At 41.3% G+C, this 13,719-nt stretch carries 12 protein-coding genes and 1 other RNA gene; 7 read left to right on the forward strand and 6 right to left on the reverse strand.

Features of this window, described 5'->3' with window-relative positions; translation table 11 throughout:
* Window positions 1-45: 45 nt before the first annotated feature.
* The 3 genes from PSE72_RS09275 to dagF are packed head-to-tail and all read left to right on the forward strand — an operon-like array spanning window position 46 to window position 3,023.
* On the forward strand, window positions 46-1,185 hold the full coding sequence (locus PSE72_RS09275; protein WP_109911695.1) for an amidohydrolase/deacetylase family metallohydrolase: 1,140 nt from the start codon (window positions 46-48) through the stop codon (window positions 1,183-1,185).
* On the forward strand, window positions 1,169-2,281 hold the full coding sequence (locus PSE72_RS09280; protein ID WP_004908346.1) for a DgaE family pyridoxal phosphate-dependent ammonia lyase: 1,113 nt from the start codon (window positions 1,169-1,171) through the stop codon (window positions 2,279-2,281). Before PSE72_RS09275 ends, PSE72_RS09280 begins: the two co-directional genes overlap by 17 nt.
* Before the next feature lies 1 nt (window position 2,282).
* Window positions 2,283-3,023, forward strand: coding sequence for a 2-dehydro-3-deoxy-phosphogluconate aldolase (gene dagF, locus PSE72_RS09285; RefSeq protein ID WP_109911693.1), 741 nt, complete (start codon window positions 2,283-2,285; stop codon window positions 3,021-3,023).
* 137 nt (window positions 3,024-3,160) lie between these two features.
* On the opposite strand, the gene PSE72_RS09290 is transcribed toward dagF, so the two are convergent.
* The 3 genes from PSE72_RS09290 to rsmI all read right to left on the reverse strand — a co-directional run bounded on the left by PSE72_RS09290 (window position 3,161) and on the right by rsmI (window position 6,025).
* Window positions 3,161-4,237, reverse strand: a complete 1,077-nt coding sequence (locus tag PSE72_RS09290; protein WP_196723992.1) for a 4Fe-4S binding protein — start codon at window positions 4,235-4,237, stop codon at window positions 3,161-3,163.
* Between the two features lie 447 nt (window positions 4,238-4,684).
* Window positions 4,685-5,058: RNase P RNA component class A (gene rnpB / locus PSE72_RS09295), an RNA gene on the reverse strand.
* 94 nt (window positions 5,059-5,152) lie between these two features.
* Entirely contained in the window at window positions 5,153-6,025 is an 873-nt protein-coding gene (rsmI, locus tag PSE72_RS09300; protein WP_115167905.1) for a 16S rRNA (cytidine(1402)-2'-O)-methyltransferase, read from the reverse strand.
* Window positions 6,026-6,086: 61 nt separating this feature from the next.
* On the opposite strand from rsmI, the gene PSE72_RS09305 reads away from it, so the two are divergent.
* From PSE72_RS09305 to dolP, 4 genes are all read left to right on the forward strand, one after another.
* The gene (locus PSE72_RS09305) at window positions 6,087-7,784 is read left to right on the forward strand and encodes a penicillin-binding protein activator (RefSeq protein WP_115167906.1); all 1,698 of its coding nucleotides are present in this window, start codon (window positions 6,087-6,089) and stop codon (window positions 7,782-7,784) included.
* Window positions 7,785-7,823: 39 nt separating this feature from the next.
* On the forward strand, window positions 7,824-8,204 hold the full coding sequence (locus PSE72_RS09310) for a YraN family protein (RefSeq protein ID WP_115167907.1): 381 nt from the start codon (window positions 7,824-7,826) through the stop codon (window positions 8,202-8,204).
* 114 nt (window positions 8,205-8,318) lie between these two features.
* Complete coding sequence (gene diaA / locus PSE72_RS09315) at window positions 8,319-8,909, forward strand: DnaA initiator-associating protein DiaA (RefSeq protein WP_115167908.1); 591 nt, start codon at window positions 8,319-8,321, stop codon at window positions 8,907-8,909.
* A gap of 9 nt (window positions 8,910-8,918) precedes the next feature.
* A complete protein-coding gene (gene dolP, locus PSE72_RS09320) occupies window positions 8,919-9,494 on the forward strand; it encodes a division/outer membrane stress-associated lipid-binding lipoprotein (protein WP_109911689.1) in 576 nt (191 codons plus the stop codon).
* A gap of 63 nt (window positions 9,495-9,557) precedes the next feature.
* On the opposite strand, the gene mtgA is transcribed toward dolP, so the two are convergent.
* From mtgA to arcB, 3 genes are all read right to left on the reverse strand, one after another.
* Complete coding sequence (mtgA, locus tag PSE72_RS09325; RefSeq protein WP_115167909.1) at window positions 9,558-10,280, reverse strand: monofunctional biosynthetic peptidoglycan transglycosylase; 723 nt, start codon at window positions 10,278-10,280, stop codon at window positions 9,558-9,560.
* Window positions 10,281-10,288: 8 nt separating this feature from the next.
* Window positions 10,289-10,939 (reverse strand): isoprenoid biosynthesis glyoxalase ElbB, encoded by a 651-nt coding sequence (elbB, locus tag PSE72_RS09330; RefSeq protein WP_115167910.1) that lies wholly within the window; start codon window positions 10,937-10,939, stop codon window positions 10,289-10,291.
* 232 nt (window positions 10,940-11,171) lie between these two features.
* Window positions 11,172-13,517, reverse strand: a complete 2,346-nt coding sequence (gene arcB, locus PSE72_RS09335; RefSeq protein WP_115167911.1) for an aerobic respiration two-component sensor histidine kinase ArcB — start codon at window positions 13,515-13,517, stop codon at window positions 11,172-11,174.
* Window positions 13,518-13,719: the final 202 nt, after the last annotated feature.

Consider the following 13,719-nt stretch of genomic DNA (forward strand, 5'->3'; position numbering starts at 1 on the left):
TTTGAAGTATGACGAGCATCGAGTATGAGTATAAAGAGGGCAACTATGTACACTCTAATCATCAAACAAGGTAAGCGTATCGATGGCTCGATTATCGATATTCTTATCAAAGATGGAAAAATCGAAGCAGCAGGCCCTGAGTTAGCCTGTAACCAGCAAGCTGACAAAATTATTGATCTCCAAGGTAAAACTTATGTCAGCGCCGGATGGATTGATTCTCACGCACACTGTTTTGTTGAGTCACCTATTTACTTCGATGACCCTGATTTAGCAGGAGCCGCTGGCGGAGTTACCTCACTGGTTGATGCAGGCAGTGTCGGTGCTGATGATATTGATAAATTTTATCAACTGACACAAAAATCGAAAACCAATGTCTTTTCTCTGTTAAATATTTCACGCATTGGCATCATTGCACAAAATGAATTGTCCGATATGAACAACATCAATGATGCCTGCTTTCAAGACGCTATCGAGCGCCACTCAGGCTTTGTTGTTGGTATGAAAGCGCGTATGAGTAAAAGTGTGGTTGGTGAAAATGGTATTGCACCACTGATTAAAGCTAAAGAAATGCAGAAAAAACACCATCTTCCACTCATGGTGCATATCGGCAACAACCCACCGGATATCGATGAAGTCGCTGATTTACTGACACGTGGCGATATCATCACTCACTGCTTTAATGGCAAACCCAATAAGATTTTAGGCGAAGATGGCTACCTAAAACCATCAATTGCTCGCGCACTCGCACGGGGTGTCATATTAGATGTTGGCCATGGCGGTGAGAGTTTTAGCTTTAAAGTTGCCGAACAAGCCATGCGCATCGGCACTTACCCTGACATTATCAGTTCCGATATTTACCACCGCAACCGCGTTAATGGCCCTGTTTATAGCCTCGCTTTTGTGATGACCAAATTCCTGTGTATGGGCTTTAGTGCGGAACAAGTGCTTCGCTGCGTTACCGAAAAAGCCGCCAATTTCTTATCATTACCCGCGAAAGGCTATTTAAGGCCGGGCTTTGACGCCGACATAACCCTTTTTGACCTTAAAGAAGAGCAAACCGAGCTCACGGATGCAGAAGGCGAACACCGTATAGGCACTCACCGCTTCGTACCATTGGCTGCTATCGTCGGTGGAAAACACATTATTCATGCACAAGGTGAATCAGAACATGCAATCGATTTATGATAAATATCAGTTAAAACACGTTATTAATGCCTCTGGCCGCATGACAATTCTGGGTGTTTCAACGCCAACTCCGGAAGTTGTTGAACGTGTTGCTTACGGATTAAATAATTATTTTGAAATTAAAGACTTAGTTAATAAAACTGGCGAATACATTGCTAATCTATTAGATGTTGAAGCCGCAGTTGTTGTTTCCTGCGCATCTGCCGGTATCGCACAAGCTGTTGCAGCGGTGATTGTACAAGATGATGATGATTTACTGCTTAATTTGCATTCATCCGACAAAGTTGTGCCTCGTGAAATTATTTTACCTAAAGGCCATAACGTTAATTTCGGTGCTCCTGTCGATACAATGGTGAGCTTAGGTGGTGGTAAAGTGGTCGAAGCGGGCTTTGCTAACGAGTGCAACGCCGCCCAGTTAGCTGCAAAAATCACCCCCAATACCGCCGCTATTCTGTATATCAAATCCCATCATACCGTACAAAAAAGCATGTTAACCGTGGAACAAGCCGCCAAAGTGGCTCATGACCACCAGCTACCACTGATCGTTGATGCTGCCGCTGAAGAAGAGCTCACAGCTTACTACCAAGCAGGCGGCGATATTGTGATTTACAGTGGCGCAAAAGCGATTGAAGGCCCAACAAGTGGCCTAGTTATTGGTAAAAAACAATATGTTGAGTGGGTAAAACGCCAAAGCCAAGGTATTGGCCGTGCGATGAAAGTGGGTAAAGAAGGTATTTTAGGCCTCACTCTTGCTATCGAACAGTACCTGACAGCGACAAAAGAAACTGGCCCAGAAATGGTCAATCGAATGAGTAAATTCATCAGCGATTTGAATGCAATTAAAGGTATCTCTGCTCAAGTGGTCTGGGATGGCGCTGGACGTGATATTGCTCGTACTGAAATTAGCTTTGATGAAAAAACAATAGGCAAAACTACCTACCAAATCATGGCTGAGTTAAAACAAGGTGATACCGCGATTTACTTCCGTGAGTACAAAGCCAACGAAGGAAAAGTGGAAGCTGACATTCGTAGTGTTAGTACTGAACAACTTGATGTTATTTCTCAGAATATTCGTTTGTTAGTAGAAGGAATTTAAAATGAAATTGTCACCGAATTTTTATCGTGACCGCGTGTGTTTAAACGTCTTGGCAGGCAGCCATCAAAATGCAAAAGATATCTATGCTGCAGCAGAAACCTTTGTTGTTGTTGGTGTTTTATCTAAAAATTACCCTGACTTAGAAAGCGCGATTGCAGATATGCGTATTTATGCCCAAAAAACCGATAATGCATTATCAGTTGGCCTGGGTGCTGGCGACCCAAATCAATCAACCATGGTATCGTTGATTTCAAAAGAAGTGCAACCGCAGCACGTTAACCAAGTATTCACTGGTGCCCCAATTAGCCGTGCACTATTAGGCCAAAACGAAACCTTCGTGAATGCGCTCATATCACCGACAGGCACGGTGGGTATGGTAAAAATTTCCACAGGCCCATTAAGTTCTCAAGCGCCAGATGGCATTGTTCCGATTGAAACTGCCATTATGATGCTTAAAGACATGGGTGCTGACTCTGTTAAATTCTTTAATATGAAAGGGTTAACATATATTGAAGAATATAAAGCCATTGCCAAAGCTTGCGCTGACTTTGATTTTTCTTTAGAGCCTACAGGCGGCATTGATTTAGATAACTTTGCTGAAATTTTGCAAATTGCTCTTGATGCAGGCGTGAAAAAAATCATTCCTCATATCTATAGCTCAATTATTGATAAAGATACTGGCAATACGCGCCCTGAAGATGTACGTCAGTTATTGCAGATGGTTAAGCAAGCGGTTAACTGATGGGGTAGTAAGTAGTATGTAAGAAAATAAATATAAGCGAGAAATAAGTATAAATAAGCAGTACAAAATCTGTCATCACGACAAAACAACAAGTTGCCCCGCTTATTATCATATGTAGCGGGGTTTTTTATTGTGCATCAATGGCCTATCATTCTTGCATTTGGAATAATATGAAACCAATAATTATCGGGTACTGGGCTATCCCAAACGCCAAAATACATAGCAACCCCAATAGTGATAAATAAAATTGCCAAGGTTAAAATAGCCATCATCCTACCCGATAACCGAAATTGATGTTTTTTTGCTGGCAATTGCAATGAAAAATCCAGTGTTGATGCAACAGGGCAAGATTCCACGCAAGTCATACACCCCGTACATTCGAGCGTTCTTACCTGAATTAATTTATCAACAGGGATGCGGGATGGGCAGTTTTTCGCACATTTTCCACAATCAATGCAACTTTCCACATTTCGCCGAATTTTAAATGGTGAAAATAACGAAAACAGCCCTAGCAATGCACCATAAGGACACAAATAACGGCACCAAGCATTACGAATAAACAAGCTTGCCACCACTAAAACCGCAACACTGACCAGCGCAAACAAGCTAATATAGCGAAAGAAATCCAACATTTTGACGTCAATGATGATCCCATAAGGTGACATCATAAAGTATTGGATCATCTGCGCAGACATGGAAAATGCAATATAGAGAAAGAAGCTTAATAGTAAATATTTTAAACCTCGTAGGGGGATATCTAGCCATTTAGGTAAACTGATTTGTTTTTGATAACCAAACAGTTTTTGGCCTATTTTTCCCGTATATTCCGATATAGTGCCTATCGGGCACATCCATGAACAAAATGCTTTTTTGAGCAGTAAGCTAATCAAAATAAAAGAAACAAGCAGAAACATTGAAGCCGCATGAATTGGCGGGAAACTCCCCGTCTCCAACGTATATTTTAAATTCATTAACCCCGCAATCGGCAGCCAACCTTCAATTCCACCAGGGCGAGGAAGGTGAACTGTCGCTCCTCCGGTTTCGTAGTAACGCACCCAAAAATAGAAGGTGATGCCAATATAAATATTGATCGCCAATAGCGTAAACTGTACAAATTTACGCCATGTTGATGCATTACGCCAATCATTCCAAGGGAGCTTACCCCCTGTAGTACCAGGGCGACGTTGGTACCTTACACGTGGTTTTTCTTTCATGTCCGCACATCTCTTTAACATGCATTATAAATACCACTATTGTATTTACATATTCACAGGGCGCATTGATTTGCATCAGAGGGTTGTGATGTTGATGAGTTGATGAGTTGATGAGTTGATATATCAAATGGTGAAGACAAGCCAGAAAAGAAAGAAGAGAAGTATTTTTATATTAAATCAAAAGATTATGATTTTTTCTAAATAGTTCGTGTTATACCGAGGCGGCAAAATGAAGACAGCGCGGGGAGCATACAAAAGTATGTGACCCGTGTGGCCGAATGCAGCCAACACAGGTACAGCTCGAAGCATTATAAACTGAAATTTTTTCTAAATAATTCGAGGTGTGCCAAGGCGGCAAAATGAGGAAATCCCTAGGAGCATACAAAAGTATGTGACTAGGGCTGACGAGTGACGCCAACACAGGCACAGCTTGAAGTATGACGAAAAAATGGGAGTTGGCCGATAAGCCGGGTTCTGTCTTGGACAACCATTCATCTAGGCCAGCACTTGCGCACTGGCTCCAGCAACCTACCCGAGTTCAATGCGGGCCGCACCATATGAACCCCTATTTGGTCTTGCTCCGGGTGGAGTTTACCGTGCCACGAACTGTTGCCAGTCGCGCGGTGCGCTCTTACCGCACCCTTTCACCCTTACCTGATCCTGTAAACAGGCCATCGGCGGTTTGCTCTCTGTTGCACTAGTCGTAGGCTCGCGCCTCCCAGACGTTATCTGGCACCCTGCCCTATGGAGCCCGGACTTTCCTCCCCTCTACCCGTCTCCCGAAGGGACTACGATAAAGCAGCGGTTGTCTGGCCAACTCCGCGGCGAATTATAGGCACTTTGCTGAGTCTTGTACAGACTCTAACGACTTTCATTTACCACTTATATAAATGAACTCGTCTATTTGCTCAAGAATCATTCACCATCTTGATTATCAAGCATCAATTTATACAGCATATTTTTCTTGAGGCCATAAATTTCAGCCGTGATCGCCGCTGCTTTTTTAGGAGGTAATTCTTTTTGTAATAAATTTAATGTTCTCACCACTTCAGGGGAAACTGCGGAGTCATCTACGGGTTTTTTATACCCTTCGACAATCAACACCATTTCGCCACGGTGACGATTTTCATCTTCTTTTACCCAAGCGAGTAACTCTCCCACAGGGCGACCTTCAATAGACTCCCATGTTTTAGTGATTTCACGCGCTAAAACAACATGACGCTCCGGTCCCCAGACTTCCACCATATCTGCTAAACTGTCTAACAAACGATGGGTTGATTCATAGAAAATCAGTGTGCGAGTTTCTTGTTCGAGTGATTGTAAAACATCCTTACGACCTTTTGTTTTAGCCGGTAAAAAACCTTCATAACAAAAACGGTCTGAAGGTAAACCCGCGGCGGATAACGCTGTGATAGCAGCACAAGGCCCCGGTAAAGGTACAACACGAATACCCGCTTCGCGACAACGATTGACGAGATGATAACCCGGATCATTAATTAAAGGTGTACCCGCATCGGAGACTAATGCGATACTATCACCTTGTTGAAGTCGACTAATTAATTGATCTGCCTTTTGCTGTTCATTATGATCATGCAGAGCAAACAACCGTGCATTTATCGCAAAATTCTGTAATAGAATGCCTGAATGCCGAGTGTCCTCTGCAGCAATAAGGTCAACATGTTTAAGAACATCCAACGCACGTTGCGTGATATCCCTCATATTACCAATTGGGGTAGGAACGATATACAGCGTGGATGCCATAACCACAGCTTGATTAGGTTGGTTCATTGTTTCATCCGAATAGCCGGTTTAAAATTAAGCAATTGAAAAATACACCATTGGATACAGTATGCGTCCTTCAATTTTTTTGCATTTGAAAAAAGGGTTAATCTGCACAGCAATGCTGTCCACATTTGCTCTGTCTGGGTGCCAAATTGTCTCGGAATATTTTCCGTCAACCCAAAAAACACCTGAGCAAAGCGCATCTGATGATGCTAGCCGTTACCAAGCAATCATTGATGCAGCACAAGGTAAGCCTTCAATGGAGGCGATACGCGCCTACATTAGCCAAGAACCTTTATTAAAAACAACCACTGAACGCCAAGCTAACATTGATGGATTATGGCAGATGTTAACACAGTTAACGCCAGAACAAATTCATGGAATTAGTGCCGATGAAAATATTCTCCAAGGCTGGGTCGACCTTTTAGATATTTATCAAAATAACCGAGATGACACAGATGCCTTACTTGCTGGCTACAACGATTGGAAAATGCGTTACTCAAATAACCCTGGAGTGACGACAACACCAACCCTTTTACTGCAAGCGATGATACCTCAAGTGGGTAAAAATCCTAAGATTGCGTTGTTTTTACCCATGAGTGGGCAAGGACAAGTATTCGGCCAGGCGATTATGCAAGGCTTTATGGATGCGCAAAAAGGTCTGCCTCAAGGGTCTCCCTCTCAAGACGCTATAGATCCCCCAAGTAGTGGAAATGATGTCCTCGACCAAATTTATGAACAAGTTGCTGCAACAACAGGTAATACCCCTACTGCTAGCGATAGCGATGTAGTGGCATCCACTTTACGTATCGATGCAGCCCCTGTGAATACCCAAAGCGTCAAGGTGTTTGATACCACTAATAAACAAATGCCTGCGCTTATTGAGCAAGCAAAAAATGAAGGCTTTAACCTGATTGTTGGGCCATTATTAAAAAGTGACGTTCAAGTAATTACCCAAATGGGGGCTCCAGTTAGCGTGCTTGCGCTCAATGAGCTTGATGCGAACCAATTACAGCCTCGACCAAATCTTTGCTATTTTTCATTATCACCAGAAGATGAAGCACAGAATGCGGCCGCTTATATGAAAGCCGAAGGTAAGCAAATGCCATTGGTATTAGTTCCCGCTAATGCTTTCGGCGATAGGATAGCCAAAGCCTTTGCTCAAGGGTGGCAAGAAAAAGGAGGGGGAACCGTTTTAATGCAAACCTTTGGTTCTATCCCCTCTTTAAAAGAGTCGATTAATCATGGTGCGGGTATCCGTATGACAGGAACGCCAGTGAATACCGGAGCGCAATCAATAGATTCACAATATGTCGATTCGGCTGGTGCGATTGACGGCGTTTATATTGTCGCCACTCGTGATGAGCTCACCTTAATCAAACCAATGATTGAAATGGCAATTAGTTCTCGTTCTCGCCCTGCACTTTATACAAGCTCTCGCAGTAACCAAGCAGGGTCTGGCGCAGACTATCGCTTTGAAATGGATGGCGTTAAATTTAGCGAAATCCCTTTACTCGCAGGTGCAAACAATAACTTGCGTAAACAAGCCCAACAAAAGCTGAACAATGATTACTCTTTATTCCGCTTATATGCCATGGGTATTGACGCATGGTCTTTAGCCAACAATTACGACAAACTGCAACAATCGGGGCAATTTCGTATTAATGGCGCATCTGGAACCTTGAGTACCACACCAAACTGTGTGGTGTTCCGAGAATTACCTTGGTTGCAATTTAAACAAGGTAAAGTGGTTTCCGCGCAATAGAATCGTTCAATACTTCATTTTTTTTCAGACAAGGACGTCATGAAAATTATGCCAAAAGCCATACAATGGTTAACAGGCCGGCACTATGAAAATCAAGTGCTCGCTTTCCTGAAACAGCAGGGACTAACATTTGTCGAACGTAATGCAAGAAACCGAGGCGGAGAAATCGACCTCATTATGCGAGATAATACAGGTTGGGTATTTGTTGAAGTTCGTTTTCGCAAAAATTGTGATTACGGAGATGCACTTTTATCAGTAAACTGGCGCAAACGTCGAAAGCTATTAGCTGCCGCCAAATTTTGGCTCTCACAAAGGCAAGAAAGTTTTGAAACCAGCGCATGCCGTTTTGATATCTGCGCCATCACTGGAAACCAATTTGATTGGATACAAAATGCATTTAACGAAAATGATGTTTATTAACAAATGATATAGTCAGCTTTATATACTGATCATGCAGTCAACAAAGCTATAATTCAAATATAATAGCAACACAAAAATGATTTGAATTATATCGAGGCGACAAAGGAAAAACTCGTGCTAGACCGAATAAAAGTTTGTTTCACTGAAAGCATCCAAACTCAAATAGCAGCGGCTGAAGCGCTGCCTGATGCCATATCAAGAGCCGCAATGATGATGGTTCAATCTTTACTCAATGGCAACAAAATTCTATGTTGTGGTAACGGTGCTTCCGCCGCTACCGCACAACGTTTTGCTGCGAGTATGATCCATCGCTTTGAAACTGAGCGCCCTAGCTTACCCGCCTTAGCGCTTAATACCGATAATGCCGTGCTAACTGCGATTTCAGGTAGTAAGCAACCTTCTGAAATTTATGCGAAACAAGTTAGAGCATTAGGGCAACATGGTGATGTTTTGATGGCGATTTCAACCCATGGTAATAGTAGCGATATTATTAAGGCCGTTGAAGCTGCGGTGACTAGAGACATGACAATTGTCGCTTTAACAGGTTATGACGGAGGGGAACTCGCAGGCTTACTAGGCCCTCAAGATGTTGAAATCCGTATTCCATCCCAACGAAGTGTTCGAATTCAAGAAGTTCATCTTCTTACTGTAAATTGTCTGAGTGACCTTATAGACAATACTCTTTTCCCACATCAGGACGATTAAGGAGACAAAATGCGATTAATACCGATTTTTGCCATAGTCATCAGTACTGTTTTATTACAAGGCTGTATTGGGGCTGCAGTCGTAGGTTCTGCTGCTGTTGCAACGAAAAGTGCCACAGACCCTCGCAGCGTTGGTCAGCAGGTTGACGATGGAACCTTAGAAGCTCGAGTTAGTGGGCAACTGAATAAAGATAAAGAAATCACAGGTAAGGCTCGTATCATTGCGACCGCTTATAAAGGTAATGTCCTGTTAACTGGCCAAAGCCCTGATATGGCTTGGGCTGAACGAGCAAAACAAATAGCCTCTAACGTTGATGGCACTATCGCAGTCTATAATGAAGTTCGTAGCGGTGAGCCCGTTGATTTGGGTACGGCCTCAAAAGACACTTGGTTAACAACCAAAGTGAAATCGAAAATTCTTGCTAGTGATAGCGTTAAATCTGGTAGTGTGAAAGTCATCACTGAAAATGGTGAGGTTTTCTTACTAGGTGTTTTAACAAGGCAAGAAGGTGATGCAGCGGCAAAAATTGCTAGTGAAACAGACGGTGTTCGTCGAGTTACGACCGCTTTCACTTATCTTAATTAATCATAAACAATAATATATTGTTATAAAAACAAAAGCCGTGGGTTAAAAACCATGGCTTTTTTCTTATTCATCCACTAATTGGTTTATTTTCAGATAATTCCTACCTCCTAATAAGTGCATTTGATTCAAGATCCAAGCCTGCCTTTTGAGAACATAAGAAGATGGGTTTTTCACGCTATACCTATGAGGATTAGGTAAAACTGCTGCTAATAGTGCTGCTTCATTCATTGAAAGCTTGCTAGCCGGCTTATTAAAGAATTTATTTGCAGCCTCTTCTACACCAAAAACACCATCACCAAACTCAACTATATTAAGGTAAACTGTCAATACTCTTTGCTTTGACCATAAGAGCTCCATAATAGGAGTCATTACTGTCTCCAGCCCCTTTCTTAACCAGCTTCTTCCATCCCATAACCACAAGTTTTTCACTGTTTGCTGCGAGATCGTTGAAGCCCCTCTAATTGTTTGTTTATTACTCAAGTTGTGTTTGTAAGCACGCTCTATTGCATCAAGGTCAAAACCCCAGTGATGAGGAAAATTTTGATCTTCCGCAGCAATTACTGCTAAATAAATATACGGAGAAATGTGATTTTCATCTACCCATTCAGAATGGGATACATAAGAAAAATTTAAGTTTATCCATGCGGTGATTTGTCGTTCAATCATCACCGCAGAAAAAGGCACTGGTATGTATTTAAATAAAACGACTGAACAAATCCACACCACAAGTAATGAAAATGTGATCTTCTTTAACCAGTGCCATAATTTAGAAACAATAATTCGCATTCAAATAATCACGCCATTTCCAATACTTTCTTAACAAGCTTATTAATGCCCGTATTTGCTTCAGAAATTGATTGAGCCAGCATATAAGCAGGTGTTGTAACAACTCGGTTAACTTCATCAATTACAATATCATCAACAGCACATTTAATATGTTTCCCACCCATAAGTTCTATTTGGGCAATCGTTTCACTATCATCACCAATAGTTAGTACTACTGATGTATTTAACATTTTAGGGAGCATCACAGGAGCAATACACATCAGCCCTAGCGGTTTTTTTTGTTGGTGCATTTGGCGTACTAAACTTAATAGTTCTTTATTAATTTCACATTCACTTCCTTTAACTGCGAAATCACATAAATTTTTTGCCGCACCAAAACCACCAGGAATTATGAGGGCATCAAGCTTTGAAGCATCAGCTGAGGATAAAGGCGATATTTTTCCACGTGTAATACGTGAAGATTCTTCCATTTGATTACGTCCCTCTGATTTTAACTCACCATTAATATGATTAATAACAGCAGGTTGCAACTCATTAGGTGCAAAAAAATGAACTTCGGCACTATTTTCACTCAAAGCTAGCATAGTTAGTACTGACTCATGGATCTCACTTCCATCAAAAACACCACAGCCACTTAAAATAACCGCAATTGATTTCATATCTTCCTCCATTTGTAGTAAATTATCTCTCAGGCACTAAGGTGCATAAACATCAATCTTCATCACAGATTTTAATGAATCTTGTAACAGATTAGCTAAATTTTGGTATCTTGATGTTGCCCTTTACAGTGATATACCTAATTTAATGATTTGCAAACAACAAAAAACATATGCAGATCAATGATTTCCCTGGTGTTGGCGCAGTATTCGCGCACCCCAACTTCGGTTGGGGTTATTTTTTTGTACGCTCATCAACCCAGTTTCTCAAAGTTTCTATATCTGCTTTCCAATCCTGTTTTAATTCATCCACCCATTCCTGTACATTGTCCCACCATGCTGGTAAATCAGGAGATTGAATCTGTTGTGCGATTTTCTGTAAGTTCTTTAAGCCAACAGAACCTGCGGCTCCTTTGATTTTATGGGCTTCCTCCACAATACCTTTTTGGTCTTTAGCCACCATGTTCGAATCAAGAATAGCTAAGTAGCCTGGAAGCATTTTTTCAAAGACATCTAGCCCGTCATAAATAAGCTTAGGACCAACTAATTCAATATACTGCTCTAGCATATCGCAATCTAATTTGGATTCATCAACACTTGAAGCCTCATGCTTACTCGGTGCTTCTTCAGGTCGAGCGGATTGCTCCCCCCAAAATTGCTCAATAATATGGGTCAGTGCTGGAACTGATAATGGCTTACTCAATACACCATCCATACCTGCATCAAAGTATTCTTTTTTATCTTTCAGAACATTTGCAGTTAATGCAATTAATGGTGGTAAGTCTTGTTTATCATACTGCTGTTTAAGTTGCCTAGATATATCTAGACCTGTCATATCAGGTAATTGGATATCCAATAACACTAAATCATATTCACCAGGAGCAAACATTTCGAGGGCATCTTTACCATTCATTGCCACATCAACTGTATTACCTAAATTTTCTAATACAGAACAAGCAACAACGACATTCAGTTCGATATCTTCTACGAGTAAAATATGTAATGCAGGCAATGGGTAATCGTCTTCACTCTCTTGCTGTTCAATAACGTCACTTTCAACCACTGGCGCTGTAATAAATAAAGTAAAAGTAGAACCTTGCCCTATTTCACTTTCAACTTGTATATCGCCGCCCATATTTTGTGCTAAACGACGAGATACAGAAAGCCCAATCCCCGTTCCAGTAGCCGGTTTACCGCCAGCAGAATCTGTCACTTGATAATACATTGCAAAGATTTTATCTAGCTCATCCCTAGGGATACCTATGCCACTATCCTGAACCCTAAAAAACAATTTATTTTCAGTGTCTTGCCAAATACTAAGCTTCACTTCACCTTTTTGCGTGAACTTAACTGCGTTGCCAATTAAATTCCAGAGTATTTGCCGTAAACGAGTCCCATCGGTTAAAACCGTTTTTGGTAATGCAGGAGCGACATCCATGACAAATTTCAGCCCTTTCGGCTGTACTAATAGCCCACTTAAATTCTCTAAATCATTCACAAATTCAGATAATGTGATTGGTTGGTTATCTAACTGAACCTTGCGACGCTCAATTTTATCCATCTCAATAATATCATTGAATATATTACCCAACGTGACGGCACTTACATGAATCGTTTTTAAATAGCTAGATTGTTCCGAAGTTAAATCTGTGTCTAATAAAATTCGGCTCAAGCCGACAATGCCATTAAGGGGTGTACGAAGCTCGTGGCTGATTGTAGAAATAAAGGTGGTTTTCTCCCTGCTTGCGTTCTCTAACGCCTCCTGGTAGCGTTTACGTTCCGTTATATCGCGCCCAAAGCCCATCAGACCATGTCGTTTTCCAACTCGATCATAAAAAGGCACTTTACGGAGTTCAAAACAGGCTTTACGGCCGTCTGGATATACCAGCCATTGCTCATAGGTAAGAGAAACATTATGACGAAAAACTTTTTCATCGGTTTCCATAACCTTAGAGGCAATTTCAACATCATAAATATCTAACGGAGTTAGCCCAACTAAGTGTTTTTCACTTTTTCCGGTCAACAGTTCCATTGCCCGGTTACAACCTGAAAACTCATTATTTTCGTTGCGGTAATAAACTAAGTCAGGTGAGGCATCAAGGAATGAACGAAGTAAAACAGATTGCTGCTCAAGTTCAATTTGTGTTTGCTCACGATATTTCATTTCTTGCTTTAATTGTTCAAGGAGCTCTAAATGAGCACGCTCAGCTTTTTCTCGCTCTTGAATTTCAAGGTTAAGCTGTTCAATATTTCCCTGTAATTGAGTGTTTAAATCAGCATCACGTTTTCGCATAACTTCAAGTTTATCAACCATTCGCGATAAACGCTGCCGAGATTCCTCAAGTTGCTCGACCACCACTGACAAAAAATAAACGGCTAACGGAGTGATGATTAACCCAAAGAAAATTGACCCGACCATATCGAGGCTATCAACATGCCCTCTTAAAAAAATTGTCACTGCCATTTGCATTATCATGGCGAGAACAACGAGTGCCGATGCGAGTAATAGGGAAAAACGCACTAACCCGAGCTTCATCATTAAATCGACATAGTATTGCGCAAGGCCGCGAAGTACTTTCATAACCACCCCTTAGTTAAATTCTCTTTGAATCATATATCAAACAAGGCAGTTTCGGATGATTATTCACTCGAAATGTCGATCCCGCTCATTCAATAGCCATTTTTTACTATTAATGATAAAAAACAATCAGGTATTTTCTTTGTGTTAGATAAAGTAAAAATTTACCTTGGATAGTTTTTAATCATAATTACATAAAAATCAA

Origin of the sequence: Providencia sp. PROV116 (genome assembly GCF_028482485.1) — a bacterium.
Taxonomy (GTDB): Bacteria; Pseudomonadota; Gammaproteobacteria; order Enterobacterales; family Enterobacteriaceae; genus Providencia; species Providencia rettgeri.

What these genes read in the sequence shown, in the direction of transcription:
- PSE72_RS09275 (WP_109911695.1), top strand. Translation starts at nt 46, where the DNA reads ATGTACACTCTAATCATCAAACAAGGTAAGCGTATCGATGGCTCGATT.
- PSE72_RS09280 (WP_004908346.1), top strand. Translation starts at nt 1,169, where the DNA reads ATGCAATCGATTTATGATAAATATCAGTTAAAACACGTTATTAATGCC.
- dagF (WP_109911693.1), top strand. Translation starts at nt 2,283, where the DNA reads ATGAAATTGTCACCGAATTTTTATCGTGACCGCGTGTGTTTAAACGTC.
- PSE72_RS09290 (WP_196723992.1), bottom strand. Translation starts at nt 4,237, where the DNA reads ATGAAAGAAAAACCACGTGTAAGGTACCAACGTCGCCCTGGTACTACA.
- rsmI (WP_115167905.1), bottom strand. Translation starts at nt 6,025, where the DNA reads ATGAACCAACCTAATCAAGCTGTGGTTATGGCATCCACGCTGTATATC.
- PSE72_RS09305 (WP_115167906.1), top strand. Translation starts at nt 6,087, where the DNA reads ATGCGTCCTTCAATTTTTTTGCATTTGAAAAAAGGGTTAATCTGCACA.
- PSE72_RS09310 (WP_115167907.1), top strand. Translation starts at nt 7,824, where the DNA reads ATGAAAATTATGCCAAAAGCCATACAATGGTTAACAGGCCGGCACTAT.
- dolP (WP_109911689.1), top strand. Translation starts at nt 8,919, where the DNA reads ATGCGATTAATACCGATTTTTGCCATAGTCATCAGTACTGTTTTATTA.
- mtgA (WP_115167909.1), bottom strand. Translation starts at nt 10,280, where the DNA reads ATGCGAATTATTGTTTCTAAATTATGGCACTGGTTAAAGAAGATCACA.
- elbB (WP_115167910.1), bottom strand. Translation starts at nt 10,939, where the DNA reads ATGAAATCAATTGCGGTTATTTTAAGTGGCTGTGGTGTTTTTGATGGA.
- arcB (WP_115167911.1), bottom strand. Translation starts at nt 13,517, where the DNA reads ATGAAAGTACTTCGCGGCCTTGCGCAATACTATGTCGATTTAATGATG.